Here is a 19,396-nt window from a genome sequence, read left to right as displayed (position 1 = left end):
ACGGGTGATCGTACAACCATGAAGCAATGCCCTTTAAATGTGAGGCTTATCTTATCGCATCGTGCAGAGCCTTGATGAATGCAGGAGTGGTGCCGCAGCATCCACCGACTACGGAAGCTCCGTTTTCAACCAGAACCTTCATGTGGCAGGCGAAGTCCTCAGCATGCATGCTGTAGACTGCATTGCCGCTGTCGTCGATGACCGGCATACCTGCGTTTGGTTTGGCAATAACCGGAATTGATACATTCTCCTGGATGTTTCGAACGACAGATACAAGCTGATCTGGTCCGACAGAGCAGTTAATACCGACTGCATCTGCACCGGCGGCTTCCAGAGAAATGGCTGCTTCAATTGCATTTCCGCCACTGAAGATACTTCCGTCAGCTTCAACAGTCATGGTGCACATGATCGGAAGATCGCAGACAGAAGCAGCAGCGTCCACGGCTGCAAGAGTTTCTTCGATGTTAATCATGGTTTCTGCTGCAATCAGGTCGATGCCGGAATCAGCCAGAATACGAATCTGCTCCTGATACATATCAAAAGCCTCTGCGTAGGTATAATCACCATCTGCTGTGATAAAGGAACCGGAGGTTGTAATATCACCGGCTACATAGACACCGTTTCCGGCAAGTTCCTTAGAATAACCTACAAGTGTACGGTTGATTTCTTCAATACGGTCAGCGAGACCATGTTTTTCGAGGTTAAGACGATTTCCGCCAAATGTCGGAGCATAAATCACCTGACTGCCAGCCTTTATATAAGCACGCTGCAGATTCTGAATGATATCTTTATGATCAATGACCCATGTCTCTGTGCAGATACCTCGAGGCATACCGCTCGCCATCAGATTGGATCCGGTTGCCCCGTCCAGAATAAGCGTTTGTTCAGTCAGCTTTCGAAATTCTTCTTTTGTCATTAGATAGTTGCCTCCTTGATGAAAAATAAAATACATAAGCAACTTGCCTGTAAGCTCCGCATTCCTGTCGGAAAGTGCTTATTTCAGTTCTTTATTATAACATGTCGCCATCTGCAATGGAAGACAGGATTCGCCAAAACTCGAAATTGCACTTTGGGTGGATCTGTGCTATTTTTAATGTATATTCTATACCGGCGGTTCTGTCGGATGATTTCCCAAATACAATATTTATATAAGTAGTTAATTTTATGGTGCAGGAGGTAGATGAATTGAATTTGTTTGATTATACGTACTGCGGAAATTATAACCGGCAGATACAAAATCTTTCCCGGGTCGTTCCGGAGAAATGGAGTTTTGACGGTGCAGATGATAATGGCATACTGAAAGGATATCTGGAACACACTTTTCAGAGAGTTTATGAAGAAGGAAAAATACTGGAAACAGCTGAATATGCGATTTTTAATACCGGATTATTTAACCGATATTATCAGCCGGTATATGCATATTTTATCCCGAATCTCGTCCCGGACAGGCAGAGATGGTATCTGGAGGGATTTTATACGGAGTATTATTTACTGAAATCAGGAATTGTCAGTCTTCCGAAGCGGGCGGAATATGTCAAAGATCCCGCGGAACTTGTCTTTGATACAACATTGGATATTCTTCCGCAGTACGAGCATATCTTTGAAGAGGCAGAAAACAATATGCGGCTTCCGGAATGTATCCGCAACAGTGGGATGAAGGTACAGATTTTTGATGGAGCACTTCGCCAGACGAAACATATGCTGGAAGCAGATTATCGTACGGCTGTTCCGCAATATTATAATCACAGCATTCAGTTTCTGGTACCGGTGTGTCTGCAGAATCCTGCAAACGCCGATCTTGCACTTGCCTGTGTAAAGACAGAAGACGGTAGAAAATATCTTGGAAGGACATGCCTGACATTAAAAATGGCATATCATAATGCAAGACTTCTGGCAAAAATACACAGTAGCTGGCTCCATCCATGATAAATTTATGTTAAATATCATAAAACATATTGAAATCAGGAGATTTTTGTGATACAAAAGTAAAGCTACTATTCATATGTTTTTTTACAAAAGAGGGGATTTTTAGGGAGGAACAGCCAATGAGCAATAAGCTGATCGACTTGATCGACATTTCTAAATCTTATGGAATGCAGACCGTCCTGGATGAGTTGAATCTGTACATCAGAGAAAACGAATTCCTGACGCTTCTTGGGCCGAGTGGATGCGGAAAAACAACTACACTTCGTATTTTAGGCGGATTTGAGACACCTGATAAGGGACGTGTGATCTTTGATGGACAGGACATTACGAATCTTCCGCCTAATAAACGTCAGCTTAATACCGTATTTCAGAAATATGCATTATTCACTCATATGAATATTGCAGATAATATTGCCTTTGGATTAAAGATAAAAAATAAAAGCAAGCAGTATATTTATGACAAGATCAAATATGCGCTGAAGCTTGTCAATCTGGACGGATTCGAAAATCGTATGCCGGATTCTTTGAGCGGAGGCCAGCAGCAGCGTATTGCGATTGCAAGAGCTATTGTAAATGAGCCGAAAGTGCTGCTTCTTGATGAGCCGCTTGGAGCACTTGATCTGAAACTTCGGCAGGATATGCAGTATGAGCTGATCAGGCTTAAAAATGAGCTTGGAATCACATTTCTGTACGTTACACATGATCAGGAAGAGGCGCTTACTATGTCTGATACGATTGTGGTCATGAACCAGGGATACATCCAGCAAATCGGTACCCCGGAAAAAATCTATAATGAACCGGAAAACGCTTTTGTTGCAGATTTCATCGGAGAAAGTAATATCATCTCCGCGACTATGGTGCAAGATCGTCTGGTCAAGATACTTGGCGTTAATTTTCCGTGCGTGGATGAAGGATTCGGTCAGAACAAACCGGTCGATGTAGTCATCCGTCCGGAAGATATTGATCTTTTGAAACCGGGACAGGGAAGTATTGATGGTGTTGTCACACATATGATCTTCAAGGGTGTCCATTATGAGATGGAGGTCATGGCGAATAATTACGAGTGGCTGGTACACAGCACAGATATGTTTCCGGTAGGAACGGAAGTCAGTATCCATGTAGACCCGTTTGACATACAGATTATGAAAAAACCGGAATCCGAAGATGAGGAGGCGGTAAATATTGAAGAATAAGCGTATGCTTGCCGGACCTTATCTGTTCTGGTCAGTATCCTTTGTCGTGATTCCATTGCTGGTGATCGTGTATTATGCGTTTACGAGTGATGAGGGGACATTTACCTTTTCGAATCTTGCCCAGATTACGACACCGGAAAATCTGAAGGCTCTGGGAATGTCCCTGCTTCTGTCATTTTTGAGTACACTGATCTGTCTGGTTCTTGCGTATCCACTTGCAATGATCCTGAGCCAGAAGCAGGTCAATCAGACAAGTTTTATCGTTCTGATTTTTATTTTACCGATGTGGATGAACTTTCTTCTCCGTACACTGGCATGGCAGACACTGCTTGAAAAAAACGGTGTCATCAACAGTGTACTTGGATTTTTGCATTTGCCGGCACTTGAGATCATCAATACACCGTATGCCATTATTCTCGGTATGGTTTATAACTTCCTGCCATTTATGGTGCTTCCGATCTACAATGTTCTTATCAAGATTGACCGAAACGTGATCAATGCAGCGCGTGATCTGGGAGCAAACTCAGTACAGACATTTTGCAAGGTTATTTTTCCATTGAGTATTCCGGGTGTGATCAGCGGTATTACGATGGTATTTGTACCGGCGCTGACAACATTTGTTATTTCCGACCTTCTGGGGGGCGGCAAGATTCTGCTGATCGGAAACGTGATCGAGCAGTCCTTCAAGCAGAACAGTAACTGGCATGTAGGAAGCGGACTGTCTCTTGTACTGATGGTATTTATCATTGCAAGTATGGCACTTGTTGCAAAATACGATAAAGAAGAAGGAGGGTCAGCATTTTGATCAGAAAATATTTACAGAAGATATATCTGACCCTGATTTTTATTTTGTTATATGCACCGATCGTTACGCTTGTCGTACTTTCTTTTAACCAGTCAAAGACGAGGGCTAAGTGGGGCGGCTTTACCCTGAAATGGTATAAGGAATTGTTCCAGAATGAACAGATCATGAGTGCATTCTATACGACGCTGATCATTGCATTTATTTCGGCAGCAGTTGCAACACTTATCGGAACGGCTGCGGCGATTGCGATTCAGGGTATGAAGCAGAAATGGAAGACTATGTATATGGGACTTACCAATATTCCGATGATGAATGCAGAGATCGTTATGGGGGTTTCCCTGATGCTTCTTTTTATCGCGTTTCGTATGACACTTGGATTCGGAACAATTCTGATTGCACATATCACATTTAATATTCCGTACGTGATTTTAAGTGTGGCTCCGAAGCTGAAGCAGACAAATCGCTATACTTATGAAGCGGCACTGGATCTCGGTGCTTCTCCGTTGAAAGCGTTTTTTAAGGTCGTTTTTCCTGATATTGTACCAGGCGTTTTTTCCGGATTTATGATGGCATTTACCATGTCACTGGATGATTTTGTTATCACACATTTTACGAAGGGTCCGGGTATTGATACACTTTCTACCAAAATTTATACTGAGGTACGAAAAGGCATCAAGCCGGAAATCTATGCACTGTCTACGATTATGTTCGTGACAGTTCTTGTCCTTCTGCTTCTGGTAAACTATTCTCCGAAGGAAGAAGAGGAAGTTCCGGTTCGAAAGAAAGTGCGCAGACCATCCAAAATCAAAAAAGTACTTATTCAGCGTGTGATCCCGGTAGTAATCTGTATCGTATTTATCGGCGGCGGTTTCTACTATGCAAAAGAAGGCGGCGTCATGGGTGGCGAGGAACTGATCGTTTATAACTGGGGTGAGTATATCGATCCGGATGTCCTGACGATGTTTGAAGAAGAAACCGGCATCCATGTAGTTTATGAGGAATTTGAGACAAACGAGATCCTTTATCCGAAGGTAAGCTCCGGCGCAATCGCATATGATGTGGTCTGCCCGAGCGATTATATGATCCAGCGAATGATAGAGAATGATCTGCTTTCCGAGATTAACTTTGATAACATTCCGAATCTGAAAAATATCGGCAAGCAGTACCTTGAACAGTCCAGACAGTTTGATCCGGAAAATAAATATTCCGTGCCATACTGCTGGGGAACCGTTGGTATTCTGTACAATAAGACAATGGTTGATGAACCAGTCGACAGCTGGTCTATCCTCTGGAATCCGAAATACAAAGATAATATCCTGATGCAGGATTCTGTGCGTGATGCGTTTGGCGCGACGCTGAAATATCTTGGTTATTCACTGAATTCTACGGATCTTGATGAGCTGAATGAGGCGAAAAATCTGCTAATCGAGCAGAAACCGCTGGTGCAGGCGTATGTTATTGATCAGGTGCGTGACAAGATGATTGGAAACGAGGCGGCTCTGGGTGTTATTTATTCCGGTGAAGCAATTTATACACAGAAAGAGAATCCAAATCTTGAATATGTGATTCCGAAGGAAGGTTCCAATATCTGGATCGATTCCTGGGTAATCCCGAAGAATGCAGAGCATAAGGAAAATGCGGAAAAATTCATCAATTTCCTCTGCAGACCGGACATTGCACTCAAAAACTTTGAATATATCACTTATTCTACACCGAATGAGGCCGCAAGAGAGCTGATTGAGGATGAATCTATCCGTAACAGCGAAATCGCCTTCCCGGATCTGTCCAGGTATGATAATCTGGAAACATTCCAGTATCTTGGTACCGAGGCAGATCAGGTATACGGTGATCTCTGGAATAAAGTAAAATCATCGTAATGTATGTAAGAGACTTTCTATAGAAAATATTTCTGTGGAAAGTCTTTTGGTGCAGAAAAATATCTGCCAGGGGTATCATGCAAAGGACAAAAGTCTGATGATGAAATTATGTAAGGAGAAAAATTTTGAAAGAGGAAAGAGTATCTAATTATATAAAACTCTGCGATGAATGGGCAGAAAAATTTCTCCGGATGGATAAAGCGGAGCTGATGAAAAAACTTCCGGAACTGAAGCAGGAGGACGGCTATCTGAAAATTGTGCATTTTGGCGTGCCTTTTGGAGTCCGGGAATCAGACGGCAAAATTGAACGGCTGGATGGAAAGACCGAGGCCAATGCGACGGAAATGCTGAATATTTATACATTGTTCGGCTATGTAAAAGAACAGGCTTTTTTTATGGATAAATGGGTGCCGTTTGCGGATCTTCGAAATGCGAGGCCGTTTGCACCGGCATATAAGATTGGTGTGACGGATGTGTTTGCAGAGACTTTTTCCGGACATGCAGAGGAACTTCGGAAAGCGTTTATGAAGTTGAACGGGACAGAACTTCCGCAGGGCGATGTAGGCTATCAGATCAATGCGTTTGCATGTGAACCGATGCGTTTTTATTTCTGGGACAGAGATGAGGAATTTGAAGCACAGGGAAATATTTTGTTTGATTACAGTGCAACCGATTATAATCATGTAGAAAGCGATGTATCAACAGCAGAGATGGGAGTGCGACGGCTCGCAGAAGTTGCGGGACTTCCACTTAAAGGAAAATCGTTTGGAATGAACTGAAAGGAGGAAAGGCCGAATGAGGTGTGAGGAAGCAGAACAGTATCTGTACTATGCAATGACAATTGGAGAACAGCTTCTGATCAGTGGTGCAGAGGTTGGTCGTGTAGAAGATACCATACGGCGTATCTGTATGGCATATGGGGCAGAGAGGGTAGATGTATTTTCTATTACTTCCAGTATTGTGACAACGATGTATGGCAATTTTGGCATCTGTACGCAGACAAGGCGCGTGCGTGGAATGGCGAATGATCTTGGCAGACTGGAAGATCTGAATCAGCTTTCGAGATATATCTGTGAATACAGGCCGGAACCGGCGGAAATCGGTTCACGGTTGAGTGAGATAGACCGGAGACCGACATATTCTTTGCGGATGCAGATTCTTATTTATGCTGTTATTTCCGGATCTTTTTCTGTGTTTTTCGGGGGAGACTTTCAGGATATGATTGCGTCGGCTTTGATTGGAATCGTTCTGAAACTTTTGGAATCATTTCTGAAAAAGAGTTCGCTGAATTCGCTGATAACGGTATTTTTGTGCTGCGGAGTGGGTGGCATTCTGGCTAACTTCGCGGTTCTTATCGGCCTGGGACATCGTGCAGATCTGATCAGTATCGGAAATATCATGCTTTTGATACCGGGAATTGCATTTACGAATTCTCTGCGAGATCTGTTTTCAGGTGATACGATCACAGGATTGATACGCTGTATGGAATCCGTATTGCTGGCATTTGTGGTTGGGCTGGGATTCACGGCGGCGAATCTTTTGTTTTAGACAAAGGAGAAAATTATGCATGAGATGATACAATTGCTGGTTTCCTTTACGGGATCGCTTGGATTTGCAGTATTATTTAATATACATGGAAAAAAACTCTGGTTTGCGGCTCTTGGCGGGTGCCTGTCATGGGCAGTTTATCTTATAGTCGGGATATGGACATCCAGTCCATATATCTGTGGTTTCTGGTCAACGGTGACAATTACTTTGTATGCAGAATGTATGGCACGGATTCACAAGACTCCGGTTACAGTGTTTCTTGTCTCGGCAACGATTCCGCTGATTCCGGGAGCTGCCCTGTACCGGACCATGAACTGGATGATGATGCAGGAGTGGGATAAGTTCTGCGCAGATGGAACCTATACAATTCTTTTTGCGGCAAGTATGGCAGCAGGAATGACACTGACGACGATTCTCTTTCGGATGGCCTGGAGCTGGAAATACCGCCAGCGGTGGATGTGAGAGAGGGTGTGGTAAAAAAATCAATTCAGGTCAGCCAAAATGAAGCATTGTACTGAAAATGGATGACCTGAACTTCAATTTATCTCTTTCGGACGTGTTTTTCGATGAGATCCAGTGCGGCATACAGCCCCATTGCGATCATGCACAGGATCACGATGGACATGAGCACCCAGGTGAGTTTAAATGTCTGCGAACCGTAGATGATCAGGTAACCGAGTCCCTGTCTTGCACCGATAAATTCTCCGATGATCACACCAACCAGGCAAAGACCGATATTTACTTTCATTACGCTTAAAATAAGTGGAACAGAAGACGGAAGGACAATTTTTGTCAGTTCGTCTTTTTTACTGCCACCGAGCGTTTGGATGAGCTTCTGCTTTTCGGGATCGACTTCACGGAATCCTGTATAAAGATTAATGATGGAGCCAAAGATTGCAACGGAGATTCCGGCGACGATGATCGTTCGTATATTTGCACCCAGCCATACGATGAGGAGAGGAGCAAGTGCAGATTTCGGAAGACTGTTCAGTACCACCAGATATGGTTCAAGAACATGTGAAAGTCTGGGACATGTCCAGAGAAGGACGGCTGTGCCGATACCAAGAAGAACCGTGAATACAAAACTGACGAGCGTTTCGGCAAGTGTGATCCCAATATGTGTAAACAGAGACTGGTCTTTCAGCATCTTAAGAAAAGTTATCCAGATCTCCGACGGACTGCTGAAAATAAAGGAATCAATCCATCCGAAACGGGCGGAAATCTCCCATAAAATCAGAAAGCCCAGAAACAGAAGGATTCTGGACACGTGAATCAGATTTTTTTCACGTTTTACACGGAGAAGATACTGCTTTTGTGCAGGTGAATGCTCAGACATATTGATTCAGCTCCTTCCAGATAAGATTAAAATAAGATTTGAATTGCGGAGCGTTTCGGGAAGAAAGTGGTGTCCGGTCGGTAAGACCGAGATCGATGGTCACAATACGAGCAACAGTTGCCGGACGTTTTGTCAGGATGATCACCCGGTCTGCCATGCTGATTGCTTCAGAAATATCATGAGTGACCAGAATGGCAGGTTTTCCCTCTTTCTTCAAAATCCGTCCAATATCGTCACTGACATTCAGGCGAGTCTGATAATCCAAAGCGGAAAAAGGCTCGTCAAGCAGGAGAAGTTCTGGCTTCAGGGCAAGCGTGCGGATCAGTGCCGCACGCTGACGCATGCCACCAGATAACTGAGAAGGGCGTGCATTTCGAAATTTGTCAAGCCCATAAGTGCAGAGCATTTCTTCAATATATTCCAGCTTTGCGGAAGTGAGTTCCCGACGGATCTCAAGACCGAGGGTTACATTCTGATAGATTGTACGCCATTCGAGAAGATGATCTTTCTGAAGCATATATCCGATTCGTGGATCACCGGGAGAGGGAACTGTATCATTCATCAGTATAGTGCCTTCTTCTGCACTTAAAAGTCCGCAGATCAGATTCAAAAGAGTGGATTTTCCACAGCCGGACGGACCGACAACCGCCAGAAATTCTCCGGGCATCAGATCAAATGTCAGGTGGGAAAGTGCGGGTGTTTCTCCGGCAGATGTATGATAAGAGAGCGAAACGTCTCTGATTTCCAGAAGGGGTTTCATAAATATACCTCCGAGAATCTATATTTTAAGATATGCGAAAAACATTTCATGTGCTATGATATATGACAGGACTTGTAACTGTGAGGGTACTGAACAGTTACGATTTACAGATATCATTGAAAAGAAGGTAACAGAATTGAATAAACGAAATTATCAGAAAGAGCTGGATAAGCTTATCGAAAATATTAAAAAAGAAAAAAAAGTCCCCCGTCTTTTTTTGCACAGCTGTTGTGCACCATGCAGCAGTTATGTACTGGAATACTTATCTCAGTACTTTGAGATTACTGTATTTTTTTACAATCCTAATATCTCATTAGAAGAGGAATACCATAAGCGAGTTGCAGAGATCCGTCGTCTTGTATCAGAAATGTCTTTTACACATCCGGTACACATTGAGGAGGGAAATTACGATCCCCGGATTTTTTATGATATGGCAAAGGGGCTGGAAAAAGTGCCGGAGGGCGGCGAGCGCTGTTTCAAATGTTATAGACTCCGTATGGAAGAAGCGGCCAGACTGGCACAGAAAGGCAATTATGACTACTTTACTACGACACTTTCCATCAGCCCGCTGAAGAACGCCGAAAAGATCAACGAGATCGGGGAAGAACTGGCAGAAATCTATAAGGTTCCGCATCTGCCTTCTGATTTCAAAAAGAAAAACGGCTACAAACGTTCCATCGAATTATCTCATGAGTACGATCTGTACCGGCAAAACTATTGCGGCTGTGTGTTTTCAAAGCGGGAACAGGAAGAAAAAATGAAACAAAAACAGATTTCAGAGAGTTCGGCTATTTGATTTTTCACTGGAATGTGGTAAACTGATAGAAACTTATGCATCTTTGGACGAAAGTTCAGTGGAATGCAAACTTTACCGTACAACAAGGAGGAAATTATGGCACAGTTATGGGGAGGACGTTTCACAAAGGAAACGGACAAACTGGTATACAATTTTAATGCGTCAATTTCATTTGATCAGAAATTTTATAAACAGGATATCCGCGGAAGCAAGGCGCATGTAAGAATGCTTGCGAAGCAGGGAATACTGACAGAAGAAGAGAGAGACCAGATCCTGGAAGGACTGGATGGCATCCTTGCCGATGTAGAATCCGGAAAGCTGGAGATCACAGCAGAATATGAGGATATCCACAGTTTTGTAGAGGCTAATCTGATCGACCGTATCGGTGATCCGGGTAAGAAGCTTCATACCGGAAGAAGCCGTAACGACCAGGTTGCACTGGATATGAAACTTTATGTACGTGATGAAATTGAAGAAATCGATGCAGAACTTAAGAAACTTCTCGAAGCATTGCAGACTATTATGGAAAACAATGTTCATACATACATGCCGGGATTTACCCATTTGCAGAAAGCACAGCCTGTAACACTGGCACATCATGTAGGTGCATATTTTGAAATGTTCCGCAGAGACAGAAGCCGTATGGCAGATATCCGCAAACGTATGAATACCTGTCCGCTTGGTGCAGGAGCGCTTGCGGGAACTACTTATCCGCTTGACAGATTTTATACAGCAGAGCTTCTGGGATTTGATGAGCCGACAAGAAACAGCATGGACTCAGTATCTGACAGAGACTATGTGATTGAACTTCTTTCTGCAATGTCGACAGTTATGATGCATCTGAGCCGTTTCTGTGAGGAGATCATTCTCTGGAACTCCAACGAATATCGTTTTGTTGAGATTGACGATGCTTACAGTACCGGAAGCAGTATCATGCCACAGAAAAAGAATCCTGATATTGCCGAACTTGTAAGAGGAAAGACCGGTCGTGTGTATGGTGCTCTGACATCCATCCTTACTACAATGAAGGGCATTCCGCTTGCATACAACAAAGATATGCAGGAAGACAAAGAGCTGACTTTCGATGCAATTGATACTGTAAAGGGATGTATCGCATTGTTTACCGGAATGGTTTCTACTATGGAATTCCGTAAAGATATAATGGAATCCAGTGCAAAGAACGGCTTCACAAATGCGACAGATGCAGCGGATTATCTGGTAAACCACGGGGTTCCGTTCCGTGATGCCCATGGCATCGTAGGCCGTCTGGTACTTACCTGTATTGATAAGGGAATCTCTCTTGATGAGCTTTCCCTGGAAGAATACAAAGAGATTTCACCGGTATTTGAACAGGATATCTATGAAGCAATCAGCATGAAGACCTGTGTCGAAAAGCGTGAAACTTATGGCGCTCCGGGACCGAAGGTTATGGAGCAGATTATTGCGGCAAATAAAGAATATCTGAAAAATAATTAAAAACATCTTGCAATTTCTGATGAAGTGGTATAGTATGTACAAGGAAAACAGATGTGTGCTACACAAAGACACATGCGAAATAAAAGAATGAGGAGAACATTGTTATGAGCGAAAAACTGAGAGTCGGCATTTTAGGCGCTACAGGTATGGTAGGACAGAGATTTATTTCTCTTCTGGAGAATCATCCGTGGTTTGAAGTGGTTACCCTTGCTGCAAGCCCGAGAAGTGCCGGAAAAACATATGAAGAAGCTGTAGGCGGCAGATGGAAAATGGATACTCCGATGCCGGAAGCAGTGAAGAAAATCGTTGTTATGAATGTCAACGAAGTAGAAAAAGTTGCATCTACTGTAGATTTTGTATTTTCCGCAGTTGATATGTCTAAAGACGAGATCAAAGCAATTGAAGAAGAATATGCAAAGACAGAGACACCGGTCGTATCCAACAACAGCGCTCACCGCTGGACACCGGATGTACCGATGGTAGTACCGGAAATCAACCCGGAACACTTTGATGTTATCAAATATCAGCAGAAACGTCTTGGCACAAAGAAAGGTTTCATCGCTGTAAAACCAAACTGCTCCATCCAGAGCTATGCACCGGTCCTTACTGCATGGAAAGAATTTGAGCCATATGAAGTAGTTGCCACTACATACCAGGCAATCTCCGGAGCAGGAAAGACATTTAAAGACTGGCCTGAAATGGAACACAACATTATCCCGTACATTGGCGGAGAAGAAGAAAAGAGTGAAAAAGAGCCACTGAGACTGTGGGGCAAGATTGAAGACGGTGTGATCGTACCGGCTACAGAACCTGTTATCACATGCCAGTGTCTGCGTGTTCCGGTACTGAACGGACATACAGCAGCTGTATTTGTAAAATTCCGTAAGAAACCTACAAAAGAACAGCTGATCGAAGCCCTCCGAAACTTCAAGGGACTTCCGCAGGAATTAGAACTTCCGAGTGCACCGAAGCATTTTATTCAGTATCTCGAAGAAGACAACCGTCCGCAGGTAAGCGAGGATGTTAACTATGAAAATGGCATGGGCGTATCTATCGGACGTCTTCGTGAGGACAAAGTTTACGATTACAAATTCGTAGGACTTTCCCACAACACTGTAAGAGGTGCTGCAGGCGGAGCTGTTCTCTGTGCCGAAACATTGAAAGCAAAAGGCTACATCACTAAGAAATAATATGCTCTGAATAATAAGAAACTGCCCGGGTAGAATTCGCCCGGGCAGTTTTTCTATCAAAAAAGACATGGAGAAAAAAGAAAAATTATGTTATCATAGATGAAAAGGATTAAGACAGAAAGGAAATTCGGTAAAATGGAAAAGGTATATCTTACAAAACTTGCGCCAAACTGTGGCTGTGCCGCAAAAGTCGGACCGGGAACGCTTGCCGGTGTACTTTGCGGGCTGCCGAAATTTCAGGATTCTCATCTTCTGGTTGGGACTGAAACTTCAGATGATGCGGCTGTATATAAGATTTCAGATGAGCTTGCCATGATCCAGACACTGGATTTCTTTACACCGGTTGCGGATGATCCTTATGATTTCGGACAGATTGCGGCGGCGAATGCTTTAAGTGATGTGTATGCAATGGGCGGAGAACCAAAGACTGCACTTAATATTGTTGCGTTTCCAAAGGACATGGACACAGCAATTTTGGGTGAAATCCTTAAGGGCGGTGCAGACAAAGTTCTGGAGGCAGGAGCAGTACTTGCAGGAGGACATACGATACAGGATGATACACCGAAATACGGGCTGAGTGTGACCGGTTTTGTTCATCCGGATAAATTCTGGAAAAATTATGGCGCACAGACCGGTGATAAACTGATCCTGACAAAACCGCTTGGTGCCGGAATCATCAATACAGCAATCAAAGCAGATCTTGTTTCGGAGAGAGCACGGGAAGCTGTACTGAAATCCATGAAGACTTTAAACAAGTATGCATGTGAGATCCTTAAGAAATATACGATTCATGCCTGTACAGATATTACCGGATTCGGTCTTGGCGGTCATGGCACAGAAATGGCAGCTGGCAGCGACAAGACGCTTGTAATAGATTCACAGGCGCTTCCGATTTTTCCGGATGTGGAAGAATATGCATCTATGGGACTGATACCCGGTGGCGCATATCGTAACAGAGAATTTGCAGCAAAAACAGGCTATGTAAGTACTGCGAAGCTCTGGCTCGAAGACCTTGTGTTTGATCCACAGACTTCCGGCGGACTTCTGGCAGCAGTTCCGGCAGAAGAAGCAGATGAAATACTGAGGGAACTGAAAGAATTATCACTTTCATGTGCAGTGATCGGGGAAGTAATTGACAGGGAAAAGCATACATTACTGATTCGATAACTGACAGTTATCAAAAAGGAATGTAAAATTGTCATAAAAATATCAAACTTCATACTATATGTATTGAGAATTTTTATCGAAAATGATATAATTCAAGAATACAATATGTGGAGGGGACAAACGTATACAAGAAACGATGTTCCCGGGAAAGGGAGGTCTTTTTTATGAATCATGAGGATGTAGAAAAACTGTCAAATGCGGCAATCGCAAAGAGCACTTTATTGAAGGACAATTTCTTCAAGTATTTTGTGCGGGCAATCATGGCGGGCTTTTTTATTGTAGTTGCCATGATCTTTTCCAATGTGGTCGGAAATGTTTTTTCAGGTGCTGAGGAACCGGCATGGGGGAAATTCCTCGGGGCACTGGTGTTTTCAATCGCAGTTCTTCTGATCTCGCTGGTAGGCGGTGAATTGTTTACTGGAAACAATCTTGTTATGGCATTTGGAGCTTATGACAAAAAAGTAAGCTGGGGTGAAGCCGGCAAGGTATGGCTGATCAGCTACATTGGAAATTTTGTCGGATGTCTGATTCTTTCCCTGATTTTTGTGTGGGCGGGAGCATCAGGAACGGGAGATTATTTTGCCGGATTTATCGGAAACAAACTTGCAATTCCGGCAGGACAGATGTTCTTCCGTGCAGTTTTATGTAATTTCTTTGTATGTTTAGGGGTTCTTTGTGGCATCAAACTGAAAAGTGAAGCAGCGAAATTTTTGATGATCGTTATGTGTATTTCCGGATTCGTTGTCAGCGGATTCGAGCACTGCGTGGCAAATATGGGTATTTTTGTTACCGCAGCGTGCCTTGTACCGGGACTTTCCATTGGGGCAATGATCAAGAGCATGGTGATCGTCACTTTAGGAAATATGGTAGGCGGTGCAGTGTTGCTTGCATGGCCTCTCAGAAAGATGAGTGCAGATAAGTAATATGGGTAAATCCTTATACATAGCTGAGAAACCAAGTGTTGCTCAGGAATTTGCTAAGGCGTTAAAAATTAATGGACAGAGAAGGGATGGCTATCTGGAATCAGAAGATTCCGTAGTGACCTGGTGCGTAGGGCATCTGGTCACTATGAGCTATCCTGAGAAATATGATATCAAGTACAAAAGGTGGAGTTTAGATACCCTGCCTTTTTTGCCGCGTGAATTTAAATATGAAGTGATTCCGGGAGTTCAGAAACAGTTTAACATTGTTAAGGGGCTTCTGAACCGTCCGGATGTAGAGACAATCTACGTGTGTACCGACTCTGGGCGCGAAGGAGAGTATATCTACCGCCTTGTGGCTCAGATGGCAGGCGTAAAAGATAAGGATCAGCGGCGTGTCTGGATCGATTCCCAGACAGAAGAAGAAATCCTGCGTGGTATCCGCGAGGCAAAAGAACTTTCGGCCTATGATAATCTGGCAGATTCTGCGTATCTTCGTGCAAAAGAAGACTATCTGATGGGAATTAATTTTTCCAGAGTACTGACGCTTCGTTATGGGAACAGTGTTTCCAATTATCTGAACAGTAAGCATCAGGCAATTTCCGTCGGCAGGGTAATGACCTGTGTACTTGGCATGGTCGTGCGAAGAGAACGGGAAATCCGATCTTTTGTGAAGACTCCGTTTTACCGTGTACTTTCCAGTATTGTGCTGGAGGGAGAGCGTTTTGAAGGAGAGTGGAGAGCCGTAGACGGCAGCAGATATTTTCAGTCTCCGTACCTGTACAAAGAAAACGGATTTAAAGAAAAGAAGCATGCTGAAGAACTGATTGGTATGCTTCAGGCACAGCATCCATTGAGCTGTCGTGTCGAAAAGGTCGAGCGCAAAAAAGAAAATAAAAATCCGCCGCTTTTATTCAATCTGGCGGAGCTTCAGAATGTATGTTCCAAACTTTTTAAGATCAGCCCGGATGAGACACTTCGGATCACGCAGGAACTGTATGAAAAGAAACTTGTTACCTATCCACGAACCGATGCGCGAGTATTATCGAGCGCAGTAGCAAAAGAAATCTACAAAAATATCTCCGGTCTGCGCCGCTATCCGGCTATTGATAACGCTGCCGAAGAAATTCTACAGATGGGTTCATATAAGTCAATAGCAAAGACCAGATATGTCAATGACAAACAGATTACAGACCACTATGCAATCATACCGACCGGACAGGGGCTGAACGCGCTGAACGGACTTTCTCTGACGTCACAGAGAGTTTACGAGACGATCGTGCGTCGTTTTCTGTGTGTATTTTGTCCGCCGGCAGTTTATCAGAAAGTCAGTCTGACTACGGAGATGCAGGGTGAGAAATTTTTTTCCAGTTTTAAGGTGCTGCAGGAAGAAGGCTATCTGAAATATGCGACCAATTCTTTTGCGAAGAAATCTCTGGCGGAGAAAGATGCAGAGAAAAATGAGGATGAAGATGTGTCATGTGATTCACAGCTGCTGAATGCATTGCAGGCACTCAAAAAGAATGATATACTGACGGTAGATGCGCTGAATATCAAAGAAGGCGAGACTTCACCACCGAAACGTTACAATTCCGGATCTATGATCCTTGCGATGGAAAATGCCGGACAGCTGATTGAGGATGAAGAACTGAGGGCGCAGATCAAAGGAAGCGGAATCGGTACCAGTGCGACAAGAGCGGAAATCCTTAAGAAACTTGTTTCTATTAAATATCTGTCTCTCAATAAAAAGACACAGGTGATCACACCTACACTTCTGGGAGAGATGATCTTTGATGTGGTAAACTGTTCAATACGTTCCCTTCTGAATCCGGAGCTGACGGCAAGCTGGGAAAAGGGGCTGACTTATGTTGCTGAGGGAAGTATTACTCCGCAGGAATATATGGAGAAGCTGGAACATTTTGTCAGGGTGCGTACTAATCAGGTAGAGCAGAGCAATTATCAATATGCATTGCGGCAGTTTTTTGATGCTGCGGCAGCCAATTATACAAAGAAACCGACAACTGCGAAACGAGGAGGAAAAGCATAATTATGTTAAAAGATTTTACAATTTCAAATCTTCTGGATCTGAATGAAACAATTGCTGCAGAATTATTCGAAGGAAAAACATACCCGTGGGAAGTGCTTCCGGAGATCGGAGAATTTATCATGAAACTTGGTCCGACACTCAGCCCGTCTGAGTATGAGTGCCGTGAGGGCAATATCTGGATCGCAAGATCAGCAACCGTTGCACCGACTGCTTATATTCATGGACCGGCGATCATCGGAAAAGACGCAGAAGTACGTCACTGTGCATTTATCCGTGGAAATGCAATCGTAGGAGAGGGAGCTGTTGTAGGAAATTCCACAGAACTTAAAAATGCCGTACTCTTTAATAAAGTACAGGTTCCGCATTACAATTATGTCGGTGATGCTGTTCTTGGCTATAAATCTCATATGGGTGCAGGTTCTATCTGCTCAAATGTGAAGTCTGACAAGAAACTGGTTGTTGTCAAAGACGGAGAAGAAAAAATTGAGACAGGTCTTAAGAAATTCGGTGCAATGCTGGGTGACCATGTAGAGGTCGGCTGTGGTTCTGTACTGAATCCGGGAACTGTGATCGGCAGAAACAGCAATATTTATCCGCTTTCACCGGTAAGAGGCTGCATTCCGGCAGACAGTATCTACAAAAACGCAGCCGAGATTGTTAAGAAAAATTAAACAGATTGAATCTGCTTTAAGAAAGAAAATACAGGTTCCTTATGATCACGAGAATCGTGATATGTAAAGGATAAAATAAATAGAAGAAATATTTCGCGGCTTTTCCATGGATAAAGCCGCGTTTTCCATTATACATGTTAATAGAAATAAACGCGAAACAGGCCTTCCATTCATAGCTGAGCCAGCAGCTTCCGACGATTGCCTGAGAGACCTTTTCGTTTCGGAGAAGATACATCAGGACAAGAAAGATAAAACCACGCCAGCCGTAATCTGCATGGAGTACGATAGAGATGCCAAGCAGTGCCAGAAGAGAGGCAAGCTGCATCCATGGTGTTTCCCAGAAATATTCCAGCGCACAGAATGCCAGATATCCGAGAAAGAGTGTAAAAAATACATTTTGTTTATCAGTATAATGCCAGGAGTTGGCAAACATATAGTTCCACGGAATTTCGGAAATCAGTGCGAACAACAGGAGATTTCTGCCGTATTTCCGGCGGTCATGTGTATGCAGGAAACCTTCTACAATAAGGAAACAAAAGATTGGAAAGGCGCAACGTCCGATATCGCGTACAATGCGGTATGCGGAGATACCCCTTCCATTAATATAAAATAGATTTGTGAGAGCTGGCTGATATTGGCTGAGGACAATAGCACCGGTATGGTCGATCAGCATGGCGATACATGCGATCACTTTGAGCATACTGCCGCTTAAGATCTGAAAACGTGCCGGAAAAATGCTGGGTGGAAGTTTGCTGGACATCGTTAAAGCTCCTTTGACTTTTTTCTTTGATTTTACCATAAAGACGTCACAACAGCAATTATGTGTATAATAATGTCAAATCTTCGCATTTTTGATTTAAGTTTGACTGGACTAACAGTAGGACTTTGTGAGAAAATACTGTCAGGTTGTTAGTAGTCTATCTTTTTAACAACATTATAAGTAAATCTATACTTGAAAGGAGTTTTAACATGATTTATTCACGCGAAGTAGAAGAAATGTGCCCAGTTGCACAGGGTGTGCATCACGGAGCTGCTCCGATTCCGGAAGAAGCAAAATGGGTTCAGGCTAAGGAAGTAAAGGACATTTCCGGTTTCACACATGGTGTAGGCTGGTGTGCTCCTCAGCAGGGTGCTTGTAAGCTGTCCCTGAACGTAAAAGAAGGTATCATCCAGGAAGCACTGGTTGAGACAATCGGATGTTCAGGTATGACTCATTCCGCAGCAATGGCTTCTGAGATTCTTCCGGGACTTACTGTTATGGAAGCTCTGAATACAGACCTTGTTTGTGATGCTATCAATACAGCGATGAGAGAACTGTTCCTTCAGATTGTTTATGGACGTTCTCAGTCTGCTTTTTCTGAAGACGGACTTGCAGTAGGTGCAGGACTTGAAGACCTTGGTAAAGGACTTCGTTCTCAGGTTGGTACAATGTACGGAACACTCAAAAAAGGTCCTCGTTATCTGGAAATGGCAGAAGGCTATGTTACAGGTATCGCTCTTGACGAAGATAATGAAATTATCGGTTATCAGTTCGTAAGCCTTGGCAAAATGACTGATTTCATCAAAAAAGGTGACGATCCGAACACTGCATGGGAAAAAGCAAAAGGTCAGTATGGCCGTGTTGCAGATGCTGTTAAGATCATCGACCCACGTAAAGAATAATTATACCGATTATAATTTCAGG

The 19,396-nt window shown here is 43.5% G+C and carries 19 protein-coding genes; 15 read left to right on the top strand and 4 right to left on the bottom strand.

What is annotated here, in order from left to right; translation table 11 throughout:
* Positions 1-46: 46 nt before the first annotated feature.
* Positions 47-916, bottom strand: coding sequence for a homocysteine S-methyltransferase family protein (locus BQ7344_RS02760; protein ID WP_072521340.1), 870 nt, complete (start codon positions 914-916; stop codon positions 47-49).
* A gap of 269 nt (positions 917-1,185) precedes the next feature.
* Between BQ7344_RS02760 and BQ7344_RS02755 the strand changes: the two genes are divergently transcribed.
* The 7 genes from BQ7344_RS02755 to BQ7344_RS02725 all read left to right on the top strand — a co-directional run bounded on the left by BQ7344_RS02755 (position 1,186) and on the right by BQ7344_RS02725 (position 7,811).
* Complete coding sequence (locus BQ7344_RS02755; protein ID WP_072521339.1) at positions 1,186-1,926, top strand: DUF3825 domain-containing protein; 741 nt, start codon at positions 1,186-1,188, stop codon at positions 1,924-1,926.
* 119 nt (positions 1,927-2,045) lie between these two features.
* On the top strand, positions 2,046-3,119 hold the full coding sequence (locus BQ7344_RS02750) for an ABC transporter ATP-binding protein (RefSeq protein WP_072521338.1): 1,074 nt from the start codon (positions 2,046-2,048) through the stop codon (positions 3,117-3,119).
* Positions 3,109-3,924 carry an ABC transporter permease gene (locus BQ7344_RS02745; protein ID WP_072521337.1) on the top strand — a complete coding sequence of 272 codons (816 nt, stop codon included), beginning with the start codon at positions 3,109-3,111 and terminating at the stop codon, positions 3,922-3,924. Before BQ7344_RS02750 ends, BQ7344_RS02745 begins: the two co-directional genes overlap by 11 nt.
* A complete protein-coding gene (locus BQ7344_RS02740) occupies positions 3,921-5,801 on the top strand; it encodes an extracellular solute-binding protein (protein WP_072521336.1) in 1,881 nt (626 codons plus the stop codon). Before BQ7344_RS02745 ends, BQ7344_RS02740 begins: the two co-directional genes overlap by 4 nt.
* Positions 5,802-5,926: 125 nt before the next feature.
* Positions 5,927-6,580, top strand: a complete 654-nt coding sequence (locus BQ7344_RS02735; RefSeq protein ID WP_072521335.1) for a DUF3786 domain-containing protein — start codon at positions 5,927-5,929, stop codon at positions 6,578-6,580.
* Between the two features lie 16 nt (positions 6,581-6,596).
* Complete coding sequence (locus BQ7344_RS02730) at positions 6,597-7,349, top strand: threonine/serine exporter family protein (RefSeq protein ID WP_072521334.1); 753 nt, start codon at positions 6,597-6,599, stop codon at positions 7,347-7,349.
* A 15-nt stretch (positions 7,350-7,364) separates the two neighbouring features.
* Positions 7,365-7,811: a threonine/serine exporter family protein gene (locus BQ7344_RS02725; RefSeq protein WP_072521333.1), complete on the top strand. Its 447-nt coding sequence runs from the start codon at positions 7,365-7,367 to the stop codon at positions 7,809-7,811.
* 79 nt (positions 7,812-7,890) lie between these two features.
* On the opposite strand, the gene BQ7344_RS02720 is transcribed toward BQ7344_RS02725, so the two are convergent.
* Positions 7,891-8,685 (bottom strand): ABC transporter permease, encoded by a 795-nt coding sequence (locus BQ7344_RS02720; protein WP_072521332.1) that lies wholly within the window; start codon positions 8,683-8,685, stop codon positions 7,891-7,893.
* Positions 8,678-9,445 (bottom strand): ABC transporter ATP-binding protein, encoded by a 768-nt coding sequence (locus BQ7344_RS02715; RefSeq protein ID WP_072521331.1) that lies wholly within the window; start codon positions 9,443-9,445, stop codon positions 8,678-8,680. Before BQ7344_RS02715 ends, BQ7344_RS02720 begins: the two co-directional genes overlap by 8 nt.
* Positions 9,446-9,581: 136 nt before the next feature.
* Here BQ7344_RS02715 and BQ7344_RS02710 point away from each other — a divergent pair, with 136 nt between their 5' ends.
* The 7 genes from BQ7344_RS02710 to BQ7344_RS02680 all read left to right on the top strand — a co-directional run bounded on the left by BQ7344_RS02710 (position 9,582) and on the right by BQ7344_RS02680 (position 17,712).
* Entirely contained in the window at positions 9,582-10,241 is a 660-nt protein-coding gene (locus tag BQ7344_RS02710) for an epoxyqueuosine reductase QueH (protein ID WP_072521330.1), read from the top strand.
* Between the two features lie 96 nt (positions 10,242-10,337).
* Positions 10,338-11,717 (top strand): argininosuccinate lyase, encoded by a 1,380-nt coding sequence (gene argH, locus BQ7344_RS02705; protein ID WP_072521329.1) that lies wholly within the window; start codon positions 10,338-10,340, stop codon positions 11,715-11,717.
* Positions 11,718-11,821: 104 nt separating this feature from the next.
* On the top strand, positions 11,822-12,907 hold the full coding sequence (gene asd / locus BQ7344_RS02700; RefSeq protein ID WP_072521328.1) for an aspartate-semialdehyde dehydrogenase: 1,086 nt from the start codon (positions 11,822-11,824) through the stop codon (positions 12,905-12,907).
* 135 nt (positions 12,908-13,042) lie between these two features.
* Positions 13,043-14,074: a selenide, water dikinase SelD gene (gene selD, locus BQ7344_RS02695; protein WP_083585578.1), complete on the top strand. Its 1,032-nt coding sequence runs from the start codon at positions 13,043-13,045 to the stop codon at positions 14,072-14,074.
* Positions 14,075-14,238: 164 nt separating this feature from the next.
* On the top strand, positions 14,239-14,997 hold the full coding sequence (locus BQ7344_RS02690; protein WP_072521326.1) for a formate/nitrite transporter family protein: 759 nt from the start codon (positions 14,239-14,241) through the stop codon (positions 14,995-14,997).
* 1 nt (position 14,998) lies between these two features.
* The gene (locus tag BQ7344_RS02685) at positions 14,999-17,041 is read left to right on the top strand and encodes a DNA topoisomerase (RefSeq protein WP_072521325.1); all 2,043 of its coding nucleotides are present in this window, start codon (positions 14,999-15,001) and stop codon (positions 17,039-17,041) included.
* Positions 17,042-17,043: 2 nt separating this feature from the next.
* Positions 17,044-17,712 carry an acyltransferase gene (locus BQ7344_RS02680; RefSeq protein WP_072521324.1) on the top strand — a complete coding sequence of 223 codons (669 nt, stop codon included), beginning with the start codon at positions 17,044-17,046 and terminating at the stop codon, positions 17,710-17,712.
* A 16-nt stretch (positions 17,713-17,728) separates the two neighbouring features.
* Here the strand turns inward: BQ7344_RS02680 and BQ7344_RS02675 are convergent, their stop codons facing one another.
* On the bottom strand, positions 17,729-18,472 hold the full coding sequence (locus BQ7344_RS02675; RefSeq protein WP_072521323.1) for a TraX family protein: 744 nt from the start codon (positions 18,470-18,472) through the stop codon (positions 17,729-17,731).
* A gap of 209 nt (positions 18,473-18,681) precedes the next feature.
* Between BQ7344_RS02675 and BQ7344_RS02670 the strand changes: the two genes are divergently transcribed.
* Positions 18,682-19,374, top strand: coding sequence for an iron-sulfur cluster assembly scaffold protein (locus BQ7344_RS02670; RefSeq protein WP_005422272.1), 693 nt, complete (start codon positions 18,682-18,684; stop codon positions 19,372-19,374).
* Positions 19,375-19,396: the final 22 nt, after the last annotated feature.

The sequence above is a fragment of the Blautia sp. Marseille-P3087 genome, assembly GCF_900120195.1.
GTDB lineage: Bacteria > Bacillota > Clostridia > Lachnospirales > Lachnospiraceae > Blautia_A.
The sequence above is the reverse complement of the archived record's forward strand: the minus strand, read 5'-3'. Positions and strand labels throughout refer to the sequence as shown.